Raw genomic sequence first — 16,745 nt, 5'->3', positions numbered from 1 at the left:
CTCAGCGGAGGACGCGGCGGGTCCGTCGCCACCACCACTTCACCCGCATCGACACGGTGAGGACATCCGTCCGCTTCCACTCGTGGAACTCGGCGATGGTCGCTCCGTTCTCCCATGCCCAGTACGCGTCGTCGTCGCGGTCGGGATCGAGCGCATCCGGGAGGCGTCTGAAGATCGGCATCACTCCGGCTCCTTCGTCTCGACGGTCGGCCTGCTCCGAGGGACTTGGCGGCGCAACGCGCGGTCTGCGAGCCGCCGGTCCGCCTTGGACCACCACGATACGTCGGCGAGTCGCCGGAGCACAGTTGTCGAAATGTCGTATGTCTGATCACTCTGGTGCTGCGAAACGGACCAGGTGAATCGATCCCAGCCTGACGCAGTGGAGGCGGCCGCAGGAAGGGCGTCGGCCGACCTGGGGACGGCGAGCCGCGCCTCCAGGCTGTGGAGGAACCGACCACGCAGGGCGGGGGAGCAGACTGGAACCGTGCCCACCCCGCCACGCCTGAGCGACCTGTCCACACCGGACGCGACCGACCCCGGGTCCGTCCGGTCCCGTGCCCGCCGGTTCACCGAGCTGCTGTCGATCGCACGCCGGCACGGCCTCGTCCCGTTCCGGCGCCTGGACTTCTCGCACGACCCGGCGAACTCGGACCTCCGCCGCAGCCAGGCCGAGCACCTGCGCCGTGCACTCGAGGAGGCCGGCGGCGGGTTCGTGAAGATGGGCCAGCTCCTCTCCACCCGCGACGACCTGCTCCCCGAGGAGTGGACCGAGGGGCTCGCGCACCTGCAGCGGAACGTGTCCCCGGCACCCGCGGACGAGGTCGCAGCGCTGCTCGAACGCGAACTCGGCGCGCCCGTGGACGAGGTCTTCGCGGCCTTCGACCCGGTCCCGGTGGCCGCGGCGTCGATCGCACAGGTCCACCGAGCCCGCCTCGCCGACGGCACGAGCGTCGCCGTCAAGGTGCAGCGGCCCGGCATCGACCAGGCCGTGCGGCGCGACGTCGACATCGCCCTCCGCGTCGTGCGGTTCATGGCGCGCTGGTCCGTCGAGGCCCGTCAGGTCGGCGTGCAGGACGTGGCCCAGCAGTACGCCGACGACCTCGTGCGGCAGGTCGACTTCAGCTCGGAGCTCCGGAACCTCGAGGCACTGCGGGCTGCGCAGCGCCGGAGCGCACGCCCCGACGAGGTGCGCTTCCCGGACCCGTACCCGGAGCTCTCCGGTCGGCGCGTGCTCGTGATGGAGTTCCTCGAGGGGGACACCCTCAGCGCGATCCGGGCCGAGCGCAGCGACCGCGACCTCGACCAGCCGATGCGGTCGATCCTCCGGGCGTTCCTCCGGCAGGTCGTCTTCGACGGGGTGTACCACGGTGACCTCCACCCCGGGAACGTCCTGCTGCTGCCGGACGGCCGGCCGGCGCTCATCGACTTCGGCTCGGTGGGCAGGCTCGACCCCGGCCTCCGGGACATCGTGCAGGAGCTGCTCGCCGCCTACATCCAGGACGACACCTCGCGGATCGCCGACGCGGTGCTCCGGATGGCACCGGTCCGGGACGCCCAGGACGAACCCGACTTCCGCCGGGACATCGCGCGCTTCGTCGCGGACGAGCTCGGTCCGGGTGCCCGGATCGGCGTCGAGACGGTGGACGACGCCGTCGCGGTGTTCGGGCGGTACCGGCTGAAGGCGCCGCCGGACTTCGTCGCCGCCGCGCGCGCCCTGGCGATCTTCGAGGGGACGCTGCGCACGCTCGCCCCCTCGTTCGACCTGCTCGAGGAGTCACGAGGACTCGCCTCGGAGCAGATCCGCGACCAGCTGCGACCGGGCAAGCTCCGGGACGTGGCGGTGCGCGAGCTGTTCGGCGCGGTGACGGCCGCACGCCGGCTGCCGCGCCGGGTGGACCGCATCGGCGAGGCGATCGAGACCGGCAAGCTGTCGGTCAACATCCGGCTGTTCGCGGACCGGCGGGACCGACGGACGCTGAACGGGGTGGTCCGGCGGGTGCTGCTCGTGCTGCTCGGCGCCGGGGCCGGCATCCTGTCGATCGTGTACCTCGCGCTGCCGGCCCGGCCGACGGCGGTCATCTCGACCGGGGTGGCCGGAGCGCTGCTCGGGGGAGCGGCGGTGGTGCTGCTCGCCTGGGCGGCGGTCGACGCGATCCGCGCGCGACGACGAGAGTGACCGCAGGCGCAGGCGCAGGCGCAGGCGCAGGCGCAGGCGCAGGCGCAGGCGCAGCGCGCACTGCGCGGGGACGCCACGACCCGTCCGCTACACTCGTCCGGGACCCAGCGCGGTCCGCAGACCTTCACAACACGATCGAACGGGACATCGAAGACTCATGGCCAGTACCACTGACATCAAGAACGGCGCCGTTCTCATCATCGACGGGCAGCTCTGGTCGGTCGTCGAGTTCCAGCACGTCAAGCCGGGCAAGGGCGGCGCGTTCGTCCGCACCAAGCTGAAGAACGTCGTGTCGGGCAAGGTCGTCGACCGCACCTTCAACGCGGGCGCGAAGATCGACACCGCGACGGTCGACCGCCGTGACTACCAGTTCCTCTACGAGGACGGCGACTCCTACGTGTTCATGGACACCGACACCTACGACCAGATCCCGGTCTCGGCGACGGTCGTCGGCGACGCGAAGAACTACCTGCTCGAGTCCGCGATGGTCACCATCGCGATGAACGAGGGCAACCCGCTCTACGTCGAGCTCCCGACGTCGATCGTGACCGAGGTCGAGACCGAGCCCGGCCTGCAGGGCGACCGCTCGTCCGGTGGCACGAAGGACGCGACGATCATCGCGACCGGCCACCGCATCCAGGTCCCGCTCTACCTCGAGAGCGGCACCACGGTGAAGATCGACACGCGCGACGGCAGCTTCCTCGGCCGCGTCAACTCCTAGGCGACGCCCGTATGAGTGCTCGTTCGAAGGCCCGCAAGCGCGCCCTCGACATGCTGTACGTAGCCGAGGTGCGTGAGCTCCCGATCGCGGACGTCCTCGCGACCGAGACCGTCCGGCACCTCGACCAGCCGGAGCGTGCTTCCAGCTGGGACTACGCCCGCCAGATCGTCACGGGTGTCGACGACGCCCGCCACGAGATCGACGCCGTGATCGTCGAGCACGCCCAGGGGTGGTCGATCGCCCGCATGCCGGTGCTCGACCGCTGCATCCTGCGCATGGGCGTCTGGGAGCTCCGGTTCAACCCCGAGGTCCCCGACGCGGTCGCGATCGCCGAGGCGGTCGAGCTGGCCCAGTCGCTCTCGACGGAGGAGTCCGCCGGGTTCGTCAACGGTGTGCTCGGGGCCGTCGCCGGCGGCCGCGCGCCGGGCGAGAAGTCGAGCGGTGCACCGTCCGGTCGGACGGTCGCAGAGGACCAGGAGTCCCGGTAGGGTTGACCACGTCAGCATCCTTTAATGCCGTCCGGTGAGGCGGGGAAGGAGGTCGGCGTGGGCACCAGAACGGTCCTGCAGCACTCCGACATCACGCGTGCTCTGACACGCATCGCGCACGAGATCCTCGAGGCCAACCACGGTGCCTCGGACCTCGTGCTCCTGGGCATCCCGACACGGGGTGCCGTCCTGGCCGAGCGGCTCGACCGCATCCTGGCGGACATCGAGCCCGAGTGGGCGGACATCGAGCCCGAGCGGACGAGCGAACCGGCAGCGACCGGCGCGGACGCCGGAAGGTCGCACCGCGTCGGCACGCTCGACGTCACGATGCACCGCGACGACCTCGGCCACGGCATCGGTCGCGCGCCGCACCGGACGACCATCCCGGCGAGCGGCATCGACGGCAAGGTCGTGGTCCTCGTCGACGACGTCCTGTACTCCGGTCGCACGGTCCGGGCGGCACTCGACGCGCTCCAGGGCATCGGTCGCCCGCGGGCGGTCCGGCTCGCCGTGCTCGTCGACCGGGGCCACCGCGAGCTCCCGATCCGCGCGGACCACGTCGGCAAGAACCTGCCGACGGCCTCCGACGAGCGGGTGACGCTCCGGCTGACCGAGACCGACGGCACCGACGAGGTCGTCATCGAGCAGGGCGACGGGGGTGCAGCGTGAAGCACCTCCTCTCCACCGCCGACCTCTCCCGCGCCGAGGCGATCCACATCCTCGACGTCGCCGAGGAGATGGCCGAGGTCAACACGCGCGAGGTCCGCAAGCTCCCCGCGCTGCGCGGCAAGACCGTCGTGAACCTCTTCTTCGAGGACTCCACGCGCACCCGGATCTCGTTCGAGGCGGCCGCCAAGCGCCTCTCCGCCGACGTCCTCAACTTCGCGGCGAAGGGCTCGAGCGTCTCCAAGGGCGAGTCCCTCAAGGACACCGTGCAGACCCTCGGCGCGATGGGCATCGACGGCATCGTGATGCGCCACGGCGCGTCCGGTGCGCCGCGGGTCCTCGCCGACGCCGACTGGATCGACGTCCCGGTCGTCAACGCCGGTGACGGCACGCACGAGCACCCCACGCAGGCCCTGCTCGACGCGTTCACGATGCGCCGGCGCCTGCACGGTGCCGGCAGCCGCGGCCAGGCCCTCGACGGCGTCCGGGTGCTCATCGTCGGCGACGTGCTGCACAGCCGGGTCGCCCGGAGCAACGCCTGGCTCCTGCAGACCCTCGGCGCGAGCGTCACGTTCGCCGCGCCGCCGACCCTGCTCCCGGTCTCGAGCACGCCGTTCGGCGCCGCGGTGCACCACGACCTCGACGTCGCCCTCGCCGAGGACCCGGACGTCGTGATGACCCTGCGCATCCAGCAGGAGCGGATGAACGATGCGTTCTTCCCGAACCCGCGCGAGTACACCCGGCACTGGGGCCTCACGGCGAGCCGGTTCGCCCGGCTCGACGAGCGCACGCTGATCATGCACCCGGGCCCGATGAACCGCGGGCTCGAGATCGCCGGCGTCGCCGCCGACGACCCCCGCTCGACGGTCGTCGAGCAGGTCGAGAACGGCGTGTCGGTCCGGATGGCCGTGCTCTACCTGGCCCTGACCGGGGCCGAAGCGACCGCAGCAACGAAGGAGACCGTCGCATGACCGCCCACCTGATCCGCGGCGCGCAGCTGGTCGACGGCACGCGTGCCGACATCCGCCTGGAGGCGCGGCGCATCACCGCGGTCGGGTCCGGTCTCGACGCGGCCGGCGCCACGGTCGTCGACGCGGACGGTCTGATCGCCCTGCCCGGTCTCGTGGACCTCCACACCCACCTGCGCGAGCCCGGCTTCGAGGAGTCGGAGACGGTCCTCACCGGCTCGCGTGCCGCGGCCGCGGGCGGCTTCACCGCCGTCAACGCGATGGCGAACTCGTCGCCGGTGGCGGACACCGCCGGTGTGGTCGAGCAGGTGCAGGCGCTCGGCGACGACGCCGGGTACGTCACGGTGCGCCCGATCGGCGCGGTCTCCCAGGGACTCCAGGGCACCCACCTGTCCGAGATCGGCGCCATGGCGACGAGCCGGGCGAAGGTCCGGGTCTTCTCGGACGACGGTTCGTGCGTGTCCGACCCGCTCCTCATGCGCCGGGCGCTCGAGTACATCAAGGGCTTCGGCGGGGTGCTCGCGCAGCACGCGCAGGAGCCGAGGCTGACCATCGGCGCCCAGATGAACGAGGGCCGGCTGTCGTCGGAGCTCGGGCTCGCCGGTTGGCCGGCGGTCGCGGAAGAGGCGATCATCGCCCGCGACGTGCTGCTCGCCGACCACGTCGGGGCCCGGCTGCACGTGTGCCACGTCTCGACCGCCGGCAGCGTCGAGGTGATCCGCTGGGCGAAGTCCCGCGGCATCGACGTCACCGCCGAGGTCACGCCGCACCACCTGGTGCTGACCGAGGACCTCATCGCCGGGCACGACGGCGCACCCGGCTACGACGCCCGGTACAAGGTCAACCCGCCGCTGCGCTCCCGCGAGGACGTCGACGCGCTCCGGGCCGCCCTGGCCGACGGCACGATCGACATCGTCGCGACCGACCACGCGCCGCACACGGCCGAGGCGAAGTGCTGCGAGTGGCCCGCGGCGGCGAACGGCATGGTCGGCCTCGAGTCCGCGCTGAGCGTCGTGCAGGCCGCCGTGGTCGACGACGGCCGGCTCGACTGGGCCGACGTCGCGCGCGTCCTGTCCGAGGCGCCCGCGCGCATCGGCCAGGTCGAGGGGCACGGGCAGCGGATCGCCGAGGGCGCACCGGCCGAGATCACCCTGTACGACCCGACGGCCGTCCGCGAGTTCTCCGTCGCCGACCTCGCCGGGCAGTCGCAGAACTCGCCGTACCTCGGCATGCGGCTCCCGGGCCGGGTCGTCGCGACCTTCCACCACGGGTACCCGACGCTCCTGGCGGGGGAGCTCGTCGACGCCGAGACGGTCGCCGGACACGCGCGCGCCGCGCGGGCGGAGGCGACGGCATGAGCGGTGACGCGCTGCGCTGGCTCGAAGGGGGCATCATCCTCGCCCTCGTCGTCGCGCTGTTCGTCGCCATGGCACGCACCTGGCGGACGCGGGCGAGGAAGCAGGCGGAATCCGTGCCTCCCGTCCCGGTGCCGACCGACGTCGGACCGGCGGCCGGGTCCTGGGACGGCTTCACCGTCGCGACGACCCGTGCCGACCAACCGCTCGAGCGGATCACCGCTGGCGGACTCGGCTTCCGGGGCCGCGGCGGCGTGACCGTCCACGACACCGGCGTCGTGCTCCACCACGCCGGCACCCCGGACCGCTGGATCGAAGCCTCCGCCGTCCGCGGCGCCGACCGCGCCACGTGGGCCATCGACCGCGTGGTCGAGCCCGGGGGACTGGTCCGTCTGCGATGGACGGCGACCGGCGCCGCAGGTGCGTCGGACCTCGACACCTACTTCCGGTTCCCGGAGGGCGACGGCGCAGCACTGGCCGCCCTGCGGGGACTGTCGACGAAGCACGAACACCCGCACACCGCGGGCGAAGGGACGAACTGATGACACGCGAACGGGCCGTACTGGTCCTCGAGGACGGCACCCGGTACGACGGCTGGGCCTACGGCGCCCGCGGGCGCACGCTCGGCGAGGTGGTCTTCGCGACCGGCATGACCGGGTACCAGGAGACGCTCACCGACCCCTCCTACGCCGGACAGATCGTGGTGCAGACCGCGCCGCACATCGGCAACACGGGTGTGAACGACGAGGACCCCGAGTCCCGTCGCATCTGGGTCGCCGGCTACGTCGTGCGCGACCCCAGCCGCGTCGTGTCGAACCACCGCGCGAACGCGTCGCTCGACGACCACCTCGTGCGCGACGGCATCGTCGGCATCTCCGGGATCGACACCCGGGCGCTCACCCGCCGGATCCGCGACGCGGGCGCCATGAAGGGCGGCGTGTTCAGCGGCGCCGACGCCGCGCTGTCCGAGTCGGAGCAGCTCGACGCGGTCCGCGCGCAGGCCACGATGGCGGGCGCGAGCTTCTCGTCGATCGTGTCGACGCCCGAGACCTACGTGGTCCCCGCGGTCGGCGAGCAGATCGGCAAGCTTGCCGTGCTCGACCTCGGCGTGAAGGCCTCGACCACGCGGTACCTCGCCGAGCGCGGGTTCGAGGTGCACGTCGTGCCGCAGGACATCACCGCCGACGAGCTCGAGGCCCTCGCGCCGGACGCGCTCTTCTACTCGAACGGCCCCGGCGACCCCGCCGCGTCGGACGACCAGGTGGAGCTGCTCCAGGGCAGCCTGAAGACCGGGCGCCCGTTCTTCGGCATCTGCTTCGGCAACCAGCTGCTCGGACGGGCCCTCGGGTTCGGCACCTACAAGCTCCCGTTCGGGCACCGCGGCATCAACCAGCCGGTGCTCGACACCGTGACCGGCAAGGTCGAGATCACGAGCCAGAACCACGGCTTCGCGGTCGACGCGCCCCTCGGCGAGGTCGTCGAGTCACCGGCCGGCTTCGGTCGCGTCGAGGTCTCGCACTACTCCTTGAACGACCAGGTGGTCGAGGGCCTCCGCGCGCTCGACGTGCCCGCGTTCAGCGTGCAGTACCACCCCGAGGCGGCGGCCGGCCCGCACGACTCCATGTACCTCTTCGACCGGTTCGCGGACCTGGTGCGCGAGCGTCGCGACGGGGAGCCGCTCGACGCGGCGACCGCCGACGCCACGACCCCCGCAGCAGACATCACCAAGGAAGCCAACTGATGCCGAAGCGCGCAGACATCAACTCCGTCCTCGTCATCGGCTCCGGCCCGATCGTCATCGGGCAGGCCGCCGAGTTCGACTACTCCGGCACCCAGGCGTGCCGCGTCCTCCGTGCCGAGGGCGTCCGCGTGATCCTCGTCAACCCGAACCCGGCGACGATCATGACCGACCCGGACTTCGCCGACGCGACGTACATCGAGCCGATCACGAGCGCCTCGCTCGAGGAGATCATCAAGATCGAGCAGCCGGACGCCGTGCTGCCGACCCTCGGCGGCCAGACCGCCCTGAACGCCGCGATCAAGCTCGACGCCGAGGGCATCCTCGACAAGTACGGCGTGGAGCTCATCGGCGCGAAGGTCGACGCCATCCAGCGCGGTGAGGACCGCCAGCTCTTCAAGGAGCTCGTCCTCGAGTCCGGTGCCGACGTCGCGCGCAGCCACATCGCGCACACCTTGGAAGAGGCGAAGGAGTACGCGCAGGACCTCGGCTACCCGCTCGTCGTCCGGCCGTCCTTCACCATGGGCGGCCTCGGCTCCGGCTTCGCCTACAACGAGGAAGAACTCGTCCGCTTCGTCGGCGACGGGCTGCAGTCCAGCCCGACGACCGAGGTCCTGCTCGAGGAGTCGATCCTCGGTTGGAAGGAGTACGAGCTCGAGCTGATGCGCGACAACTACGACAACACCGTCGTGATCTGCTCGATCGAGAACGTCGACCCCGTGGGCGTCCACACCGGCGACTCGATCACCGTCGCCCCCGCGCTGACGCTGACCGACCGCGAGTACCAGAACATGCGCGACATCGGCATCGACATCATCCGTCGCGTCGGCGTCGACACCGGCGGCTGCAACATCCAGTTCGCCGTCGACCCGTCGAACGGCCGCGTCATCGTCATCGAGATGAACCCGCGCGTCTCCCGCTCCTCGGCGCTCGCGTCGAAGGCGACCGGCTTCCCGATCGCGAAGATCGCCGCGAAGCTCGCGATCGGGTACCGCCTCGACGAGATCGAGAACGACATCACCCGCGTCACCCCGGCCAGCTTCGAGCCGACGCTCGACTACGTGGTCGTGAAGACCCCGCGGTTCGCGTTCGAGAAGTTCCCCGCGGCGGACGCCACGCTCACCACGACGATGAAGAGCGTCGGCGAGGCGATGGCCATCGGCCGCAACTACGCGACGGCGCTGCAGAAGTCGCTCCGCTCGCTCGAGAAGCGCGGCTCGTCGTTCCACTGGGACACCCCGGCGGCCGAGCTCGACAAGGACGCCCTGCTGCAGAAGTCGACGATCCCGACCGACGGTCGCATCGTCACCGTGCAGCAGGCGCTCGTCGCGGGCGCCACCGCCGACGAGGTCTTCGAGGCCACGAAGATCGACCCGTGGTTCATCGACCAGATCGTGTTGATCAACGAAGTCGCTCTGGAGGTCGAGAACGCCGAGACCCTCGACGCCGACACCCTCCGCTGGGCCAAGGAGCACGGCTTCAGCGACGCGCAGATCGCGTCGCTGCGCGGGATCACCGAGCAGCAGGCCCGTGACGCCCGTCACGCCGAGGGCATCCGGCCGGTGTTCAAGACCGTCGACACCTGTGCCGGCGAGTTCCCGGCCCTCACGCCGTACCACTACTCGTCGTACGACGCCGAGACCGAGGTCGCCCCGAGCGACCGCAAGAAGGTCGTCATCCTCGGCTCCGGCCCGAACCGCATCGGGCAGGGCGTCGAGTTCGACTACTCCTGCGTGCACGCGTCCTTCGCGCTGAGCGCCGCCGGGTTCGAGACGATCATGATCAACTGCAACCCGGAGACGGTCTCGACCGACTACGACACCTCGGACCGCCTGTACTTCGAGCCGCTGACCACCGAGGACGTCCTCGAGGTCATCGAGGCCGAGGCGGCCTCCGGTGAGCTCGTCGGCGTGGTCGTGCAGCTCGGCGGCCAGACGGCCCTCGGGCTCGCGAAGCCGCTCGAGGCAGCGGGCATCCCGATCCTCGGCACCAGCCCGAGCGCGATCGACTCCGCCGAGGAGCGCGGCCAGTTCTCCGCCATCCTCGACGCCGCCGGCCTGCTCGCGCCCCGGAACGGCACCGCCCACGACCTCGCCAGCGCGACCGCGGTGGCCGAGGAGATCGGCTACCCCGTCCTCGTCCGCCCGTCCTTCGTGCTCGGCGGCCGCGGCATGGAGATCCTGTACGACTCCCCGTCGCTCGCGGACTACTTCGACCGGATGGCCGACCAGGCGATCATCGGCCCGGAGCTCCCGCTGCTGGTCGACCGCTTCCTCGACGACGCGGTGGAGATCGACGTCGACGCGCTCTTCGACGGCGAGCGGCTCTACATCGGCGGGATCATGGAGCACCTCGAAGAGGCCGGCATCCACTCCGGCGACTCGGCCTGCACCCTGCCGCCGGTCGGCCTCGGCCGTGCCGAGATCCAGGGCGTCGTGGACGCGACCGAGAAGATCGCGCGCGGCATCGGCGTCCAGGGCCTGCTCAACGTGCAGTTCGCCATCGGCGCGGGCGTGCTCTACGTCCTCGAGGCGAACCCGCGCGCCAGCCGCACGGTCCCGTTCGTCTCGAAGGCGCTCGGCATCCCGCTGGCCAAGGCCGCATCGCGGATCATGACCGGCACGACGATCGACACGCTCGTCGCCGAGGGGCTCCTGCCCGCCCGTGACGGCGCGTTCGTGCCGATCCAGTCCCCGATCGCCGTGAAGGAGGCCGTGCTGCCCTTCCGCCGGTTCCGCACCCACGACGGCCAGGTCGTCGACTCGGTGCTCAGCCCGGAGATGCGCTCCACCGGCGAGGTCATGGGCATCGACCGCGACTTCCCGCGGGCCTTCCTCAAGTCGCAGGAAGCCGCGTACGGCGGGCTGCCGACGAGCGGCACCGTGTTCGTGAGCGTCGCCGACACCGACAAGCGCGCCATCGTGCTCCCGGTGCACCGGCTGCAGCAGCTCGGCTTCACGATCACGGCGACCGAGGGCACGGCGGAGATCCTGCGCCGCAACGGCATCGAGGTCACGCTCGTCGGCAAGTACAGCGAGGGCGGCGAGAGCGTCGTCGACCTGCTGGCCCGGAACGAGGTCGACATCGTCATCAACACGCCGTCGGGTGCCGCCGGTCGTGCGGACGGGTACGAGATCCGTGCGGCGACGGTCGCGGCGGACAAGCCGCTGTTCACGACCATCGCGCAGCTCGGGGCCGCGGTCGCGGCGATCGAGACGATCGGGTCGCCGCACAGCGTGCGGAGCCTGCAGGACTACGCGCTCGAGCGCGCCACCTGGTGAGCGACCCCGGTACAGGAGGCGCGGCCTCCTTCGGCGTCCGGCTCGCGGCCGCCATCGGGTCGCGTTCCGCCCTCTGCGTCGGCATCGACCCCCACGCCGCCACCCTGGCGGCGTGGGGGCTCGGCCGCGACGAGCAGGGCCTGACCGCGTTCGGCGCGACCCTGGTCGACGCGGCCGCCGGCCGCGCCGCGGTCGTGAAGCCGCAGATCGCGTTCTTCGAGGCCGCGGGGGTGGCGGGCTACCGTGCGCTCGACGCGACGATCCGTCGGGCACGCGATGCGGGCCTCCTGGTCGTCGCCGACGTCAAGCGCGGCGACATCGGGTCGACGGGGGACGACTACGCGCTCGCGTGGCTGGACCGCGACGGTCCGTTCGCCGCCGACGCCATGACGGTGTCGCCGTACCTCGGCTACGGCTCCCTCGCGGGAACGGTCGACGTGGCTCGCCGGAACGGTGCCGGGGTCTTCGTGCTCGCCGCCACGAGCAATCCCGAGGCGCGCGTGCTGCAGACCGCGGTGCTCGCCGAGGGACCTCGTTCGGGGCGGAGCGTCGCTGCCGGTATCGTCTTGGACGTGGCAGACGACAACCGGAGAGGCGGCGACCAGCCCCTCGGCGACGTCGGGCTCGTGCTCGGCGCGACCCTCGACCTCGACGACTTCGGCATCGACGCGGACACCATCGGCACATCGCCGATCCTCGCCCCGGGCTTCGGTGCCCAGGGCGCCCGCATCGAGGACCTCCGCGCGCTGTACGGCGCCCGCGCCGAGCAGGTGCTCGTCAGCGAGTCGCGCGGTCTGCTCACCGACGGTCCCGACGGCGTCGCCGCCCTCGTGACCGACCGTGCGGACCGGATCCGCGCCGCGCTGGGGGCCGCCGCATGACGACGGACCGCGACGGCCTGCCCGCACACCGGAACCCACCCGAGGTCGACCGGGTCGCAGCGGCTGCCGCTGCGGTGGCCGCCCGTCGTGCCCGGGCCGCGGTCAAGGCCGCCGTCGCGTCGGGGGAGCGCTCCGCACTCGAGGTCGCCCGCACCGCCTGGTCGGACGCCGACGCACCGGCCGAGAAGTCCCTGCGGGTGCGGGACCTGCTCACGAGCCTCCCCGGCATCGGACCGGCACGGGCGGAGTCGATCATGGGCGAGCTGCGGATCGCGCCGTCGAAGCGCCTCGGCGGCCTCGGCACCCGGCAGCGGTCGGAGCTCGCCGACTGGCTCGCGGCCCGCGGTCGCAAGCGCGGGTCGTCGAAGCTCGTGGTCCTCGCCGGCCCCACCGCGGTCGGCAAGGGCACGGTCAGCGCGTACATCCGCGAGCAGTACCCGGACGTCAACCTCAGCGTCTCGGCGACGACCCGCAAGCCGCGTCCGGGCGAGGTCGACGGCGTGCACTACTACTTCGTGGACGACGCCGAGTTCGACCGGATGATCCGCGACCGCGAACTCCTCGAGTGGGCCACCGTCCACAACTCGTACCGGTACGGCACGCCCCGGCCGCCGATCGACCGCGCGCTCGACGCCGGCGACAAGGTGATGCTCGAGATCGACCTGCAGGGCGCACGCCAGGTCCGGGACGCCATGCCCGACGCGGTGCTCGTCTTCCTGCTGCCCCCGTCGTGGGAGGAACTCGTGCGCCGACTGATCGGCCGGGGCACCGAATCGGCCGAGGAACAGGCGCGCCGGCTCGACACCGCCAAGGTCGAACTCGCCGCCCAGGACGAGTTCGACGTGCGCATCGTGAACTCCGATGTCGGCACCGCGGCGCGTGAGGTCGTAGACTTGTTCACTGCGCCCTGACCGGGCGTCCCCCCGTTCCGTCGACTGGAGACACCATGGCCAACCCCCAGGGCATCATCGACCCGCCCATCGACGACCTGCTCGCCAAGGTGGAGTCGAAGTACGCGCTCGTCATCTTCGCCTCGAAGCGCGCGCGACAGATCAACGACTACTACGCCGACCTGCACGAGGGTTCGCTGTTCGACAACGTCGGCCCGCTGGTCGACTCGACGATCGACGACAAGCCGCTGTCCGTCGCACTGCACGAGATCAACGAGGACAAGCTCACCGTCACCAAGCAGCAGCAGCCCACCGACTGACCGCGGTGACGAGCAGCAGCCTGCGCCTCTTCACGTCCGAGTCGGTGACGGAGGGGCACCCCGACAAGATCTGCGACCAGATCTCGGACACGATCCTCGACGCGCTGTTGACCGTCGACCCGCACGCACGCGTCGCGGTGGAGACGATGGTCACCACCGGGCTCGTGCACGTCGCCGGCGAGGTCACGACCTCGGGCTACGTCGAGATCCCGAAGCTCGTCCGTGACGTCATCACGGGCATCGGCTACAACTCGTCCGAGGTCTCCTTCGACGGCCACACCTGCGGCGTCGAGGTCTCGATCGGTGCGCAGTCGCCCGACATCGCCCAGGGTGTCGACGAGTCCCTCGACGCGCGCTCCGGCGCCGGCGTGGACCCGCTCGACCGCCAGGGCGCCGGCGACCAGGGGATCATGTTCGGCTTCGCGACGAACGAGACCCCCGAGTACATGCCGGTCGCGATCTGGCTGGCGCACCGCCTGGCCGAGCGACTGGCCGCGGTCCGCAAGTCCGGCGAGCTGTCGTTCCTGCGTCCAGACGGCAAGACCCAGGTCACGGTCGGGTACGACGGCGTCGTGCCGAAGACCGTCGAGACCGTCGTGCTCTCCACGCAGCACTCGCCGTCCGTGACGCTCGACGAGCTCACCGCCGCGGTGACCGAGCACGTGATCCGTCCGGTGCTCGCCCAGGTCGACCTCGACTCGTCGCACGTCGACGTCATCGTGAACCCGACCGGCCGGTTCGAGATCGGCGGCCCCCAGGGCGACGCCGGCCTCACCGGACGCAAGGTCATCGTCGACACCTACGGCGGTGCCTCCCGCCACGGTGGCGGCGCCTTCAGCGGCAAGGACCCCTCGAAGGTCGACCGCTCGGCCGCCTACGCGCTGCGTTGGGTCGCGAAGAACGCGGTCGCCGCGGGCCTCGCCGACCGGCTCGAGGTGCAGGTCGCCTACGCGATCGGACGCGCGAAGCCCGTCGGGCTCTACGTCGAGTCGTTCGGCACCGGACACGTCGACGACGCCACGATCGAGGCCGCGATCCTGCAGGTCTTCGACCTCCGGCCGGCCGCGATCATCCGCGACCTCGACCTGCTCCGTCCGATCTACGCGAAGACCGCGACGTACGGGCACTTCGGCCGCGAGCTCCCCGGGTTCACCTGGGAGCAGCTCGACCGCGTCGAGGAACTCCGCGCCGCCGCAGGACTCGTCGCCGCTGCCGTCTGAGGCCTCGGCGTGACCACCGTCGCGCGCGTCGTCCTCGACTCGCCGCTCCCGCAGTTGGACCGTCTGTTCGACTACCGGGTGCCGGACGGGCTCGAGGACGACTGCGTGCCGGGGGTGCGGGTCAAGGTGCCGCTCCGCACCGGTGCGCGCATGTCCGACGCCTACGTGGTCGAGATCGTCACCGAGGGTGAGTACCCGGGTGAGCTCAGCGCCATCGAGACGGTCGTCTCCCCGGTCCCGGTCCTCGCGCCGGAGATCTGGTCGCTCGCGCGCGCCGTGGCCGACCGTGCCGCGGGGGTGGCGTCCGACGTGCTCCGGCTCGCCGTGCCCACGCGCCAGGTCCGTGCCGAGAAGGCCTGGCTGGCCCGCGACACCGCGTGGTCGCCACCGGCGGTCGAGCCGCCGCCCGTCACCGGCTACGCCGACGGCGTCCTGGAGGCGCTGGTCGCCGACCACGGTCGCGCTGCGGTCGCCGCCGTCCCCCACCCGACAGCGCTCGGTGCCGCCGACGCGCCGGTCTGGGTCCCCGGGTGGGCCGCCACGCTCGCCCAGGCGGCCGCGCACACGGTCGCCGCGGAGCAGTCGGCCGTGATCGCCGTGCCGGACTTCCGCGACGTCACCGACCTCGAGCGTGCACTCCTCGCGGTGCTGCCGCCGGAGCGGGTCGTCCGGTTCGATGCCAAGCAGACGAACGGGCAGCGGGCGAAGGCCCTGCTGCAGGCGAGGACCCACGCGGTCGTCGCGATCGGTAACCGCACGGCGGTGTACGCGCCGGCGACCGAGCTCGGACTCATCGCCATGTGGGACGACGGGGACGCCTCGTTCATCGAGCCGCGTGCCCCGTACGTGCACACCCGGGACGTCGCCCTCGTCCGGGCCGCGCAGTCCGGGGCCGCGCTGCTGTTCCTGTCGCACGCCCGGAGCACCGACGTGCAACGGCTCGTCGAGCTGCACTGGCTGCAGGAGGTCACGCCGTACCGGGCGAAGACACCCAAGGTCATCCCGACCGTCCAGCAGACCGGTGCCGAGGGGTACGCGGCACAGGCCCGCATCCCGAGCTCGGCGTGGCGTGCCGCGCGCGAGGCCAGCCAGCACGGAGCCGTCCTCGTGCAGGTCGCCAGTCCGGGATTCGGCACCGGGCTCGTCTGTGCCGAGTGCGGTGAGCGGGCGCACTGCCGGATCTGCGGCGGTCCGCTCGGCAGCCCGCACCGGGGCGCGACGCCGCAGTGCCGGTTCTGCGGTGCGCTGGCGGTCGGGTTCCGCTGCCCGACGTGCGGCAACGGCACGGTGAAGCCGGTCGGGCAGGGGGCGCAGCGCACCGCGGACGAGCTCGGCCGGGCGTTCCCAGGCACGCGCATCGTGGTGGCCGACGGCTCCCGTCCGCTCGACGAGGTCCCGGCGCGCCCTTCGGTCGTGGTCGCCACCCGCGGTGCCGAGCCGAGCGTCCCGGGCGGGTACGCGTGCGTGCTCCTGCTCGACGGGGAGCGCATGCTCGCGCGCGAGGGGCTCCGCGTGCAGGAGGACGTGCTGCGCTTCTGGACGAACGCCGCCGCCAAGGGAGCCCCGGGCGCCGAGGCGTACCTCGTCGGCATCGGCGGGAAGCTCGCGACGGCCATGGCGCTGTGGCGGCTCGACGGTCCGGCGCACGACGAGCTCGCCGACCGCCGTGAGCTGCACTTCCCACCGGCCGTGCGGGTCGCGACGCTGACGGGCACGGACGAGGCGGTGACGGCCGCGGTCGAGGCGCTCGACGGTCTCACGGTCGGCCCCGTGCTCGGTCCGGTACCCGTCGAGGACGACGCACTCCCGGGAACCGTCCGTGCGATCGTGCGCTTCCCGTACGCGCACGGTGCCGAGGTGGCGGCGACCCTCAAGGCCGAAGTGATCCGGCGTGCGTCCACGCGGCGGGTGCTGCCCGGGGGGAACCGGCGTCGGGCGGCGCCGGCGCTCCGGGTGCGGCTCGACGACGCGGAGCCCTTCAGCGAGGTCTGACCGGCCGGCCGCGCGCTGCCGGGCGCGGGCCGTCGCGCCGGTCGTGCGC

General features: G+C 72.1%; 15 protein-coding genes. 14 read left to right on the top strand and 1 reads right to left on the bottom strand.

All coding sequences use genetic code 11. From position 1 onward, the window contains the following. Position 1 precedes the first annotated feature (1 nt). Positions 2-181: a hypothetical protein gene (locus HWD93_RS12790; RefSeq protein ID WP_071296268.1), complete on the bottom strand. Its 180-nt coding sequence runs from the start codon at positions 179-181 to the stop codon at positions 2-4. Between the two features lie 303 nt (positions 182-484). Between HWD93_RS12790 and HWD93_RS12785 the strand changes: the two genes are divergently transcribed. From HWD93_RS12785 to HWD93_RS12720, 14 genes are all read left to right on the top strand, one after another. Beyond that, positions 485-2,176, top strand: coding sequence for an AarF/ABC1/UbiB kinase family protein (locus HWD93_RS12785; protein WP_261647008.1), 1,692 nt, complete (start codon positions 485-487; stop codon positions 2,174-2,176). A gap of 157 nt (positions 2,177-2,333) precedes the next feature. Next, positions 2,334-2,897, top strand: a complete 564-nt coding sequence (efp, locus tag HWD93_RS12780; RefSeq protein WP_022906721.1) for an elongation factor P — start codon at positions 2,334-2,336, stop codon at positions 2,895-2,897. 11 nt (positions 2,898-2,908) lie between these two features. Next, complete coding sequence (nusB, locus tag HWD93_RS12775; protein WP_071303729.1) at positions 2,909-3,385, top strand: transcription antitermination factor NusB; 477 nt, start codon at positions 2,909-2,911, stop codon at positions 3,383-3,385. Between the two features lie 24 nt (positions 3,386-3,409). Further along, on the top strand, positions 3,410-4,054 hold the full coding sequence (gene pyrR, locus HWD93_RS12770; RefSeq protein WP_261647007.1) for a bifunctional pyr operon transcriptional regulator/uracil phosphoribosyltransferase PyrR: 645 nt from the start codon (positions 3,410-3,412) through the stop codon (positions 4,052-4,054). Next, the gene (locus HWD93_RS12765; protein ID WP_261647006.1) at positions 4,051-5,022 is read left to right on the top strand and encodes an aspartate carbamoyltransferase catalytic subunit; all 972 of its coding nucleotides are present in this window, start codon (positions 4,051-4,053) and stop codon (positions 5,020-5,022) included. The genes pyrR and HWD93_RS12765 overlap by 4 nt, the downstream gene beginning before the upstream one ends. Next, positions 5,019-6,377 (top strand): dihydroorotase, encoded by a 1,359-nt coding sequence (locus HWD93_RS12760; protein WP_071296273.1) that lies wholly within the window; start codon positions 5,019-5,021, stop codon positions 6,375-6,377. The genes HWD93_RS12765 and HWD93_RS12760 overlap by 4 nt, the downstream gene beginning before the upstream one ends. Beyond that, positions 6,374-6,916 (top strand): hypothetical protein, encoded by a 543-nt coding sequence (locus HWD93_RS12755; RefSeq protein ID WP_261647005.1) that lies wholly within the window; start codon positions 6,374-6,376, stop codon positions 6,914-6,916. Before HWD93_RS12760 ends, HWD93_RS12755 begins: the two co-directional genes overlap by 4 nt. After that, on the top strand, positions 6,916-8,115 hold the full coding sequence (gene carA / locus HWD93_RS12750; RefSeq protein ID WP_261647004.1) for a glutamine-hydrolyzing carbamoyl-phosphate synthase small subunit: 1,200 nt from the start codon (positions 6,916-6,918) through the stop codon (positions 8,113-8,115). Before HWD93_RS12755 ends, carA begins: the two co-directional genes overlap by 1 nt. Further along, positions 8,115-11,393, top strand: a complete 3,279-nt coding sequence (gene carB / locus HWD93_RS12745; RefSeq protein ID WP_261647003.1) for a carbamoyl-phosphate synthase large subunit — start codon at positions 8,115-8,117, stop codon at positions 11,391-11,393. The genes carA and carB overlap by 1 nt, the downstream gene beginning before the upstream one ends. Further along, positions 11,390-12,274, top strand: a complete 885-nt coding sequence (pyrF, locus tag HWD93_RS12740) for an orotidine-5'-phosphate decarboxylase (RefSeq protein ID WP_083414134.1) — start codon at positions 11,390-11,392, stop codon at positions 12,272-12,274. Before carB ends, pyrF begins: the two co-directional genes overlap by 4 nt. Further along, a complete protein-coding gene (gene gmk, locus HWD93_RS12735) occupies positions 12,271-13,185 on the top strand; it encodes a guanylate kinase (protein WP_070416248.1) in 915 nt (304 codons plus the stop codon). The genes pyrF and gmk overlap by 4 nt, the downstream gene beginning before the upstream one ends. A gap of 35 nt (positions 13,186-13,220) precedes the next feature. After that, entirely contained in the window at positions 13,221-13,484 is a 264-nt protein-coding gene (gene rpoZ / locus HWD93_RS12730) for a DNA-directed RNA polymerase subunit omega (protein ID WP_022906709.1), read from the top strand. A 5-nt stretch (positions 13,485-13,489) separates the two neighbouring features. Further along, positions 13,490-14,704, top strand: a complete 1,215-nt coding sequence (metK, locus tag HWD93_RS12725; protein ID WP_070416247.1) for a methionine adenosyltransferase — start codon at positions 13,490-13,492, stop codon at positions 14,702-14,704. A 9-nt stretch (positions 14,705-14,713) separates the two neighbouring features. Next, positions 14,714-16,696, top strand: a complete 1,983-nt coding sequence (locus HWD93_RS12720) for a primosomal protein N' (RefSeq protein ID WP_261647002.1) — start codon at positions 14,714-14,716, stop codon at positions 16,694-16,696. Positions 16,697-16,745 lie beyond the last annotated feature (49 nt).

Source organism: Curtobacterium sp. C2H10, assembly GCF_025407985.1.
Classification (GTDB): Bacteria; Actinomycetota; Actinomycetes; order Actinomycetales; family Microbacteriaceae; genus Curtobacterium.
Note: the sequence above shows the minus strand (reverse complement) of the source record. Positions and strands in the feature narration are given on the sequence as shown.

Coding starts and splice junctions, on each gene's coding strand:
- HWD93_RS12790 (WP_071296268.1), bottom strand. CDS start 181: ATGCCGATCTTCAGACGCCTCCCGGATGCGCTCGATCCCGACCGCGAC.
- efp (WP_022906721.1), top strand. CDS start 2,334: ATGGCCAGTACCACTGACATCAAGAACGGCGCCGTTCTCATCATCGAC.
- nusB (WP_071303729.1), top strand. CDS start 2,909: ATGAGTGCTCGTTCGAAGGCCCGCAAGCGCGCCCTCGACATGCTGTAC.
- pyrR (WP_261647007.1), top strand. CDS start 3,410: ATGCCGTCCGGTGAGGCGGGGAAGGAGGTCGGCGTGGGCACCAGAACG.
- HWD93_RS12760 (WP_071296273.1), top strand. CDS start 5,019: ATGACCGCCCACCTGATCCGCGGCGCGCAGCTGGTCGACGGCACGCGT.
- HWD93_RS12755 (WP_261647005.1), top strand. CDS start 6,374: ATGAGCGGTGACGCGCTGCGCTGGCTCGAAGGGGGCATCATCCTCGCC.
- carA (WP_261647004.1), top strand. CDS start 6,916: ATGACACGCGAACGGGCCGTACTGGTCCTCGAGGACGGCACCCGGTAC.
- carB (WP_261647003.1), top strand. CDS start 8,115: ATGCCGAAGCGCGCAGACATCAACTCCGTCCTCGTCATCGGCTCCGGC.
- gmk (WP_070416248.1), top strand. CDS start 12,271: ATGACGACGGACCGCGACGGCCTGCCCGCACACCGGAACCCACCCGAG.
- rpoZ (WP_022906709.1), top strand. CDS start 13,221: ATGGCCAACCCCCAGGGCATCATCGACCCGCCCATCGACGACCTGCTC.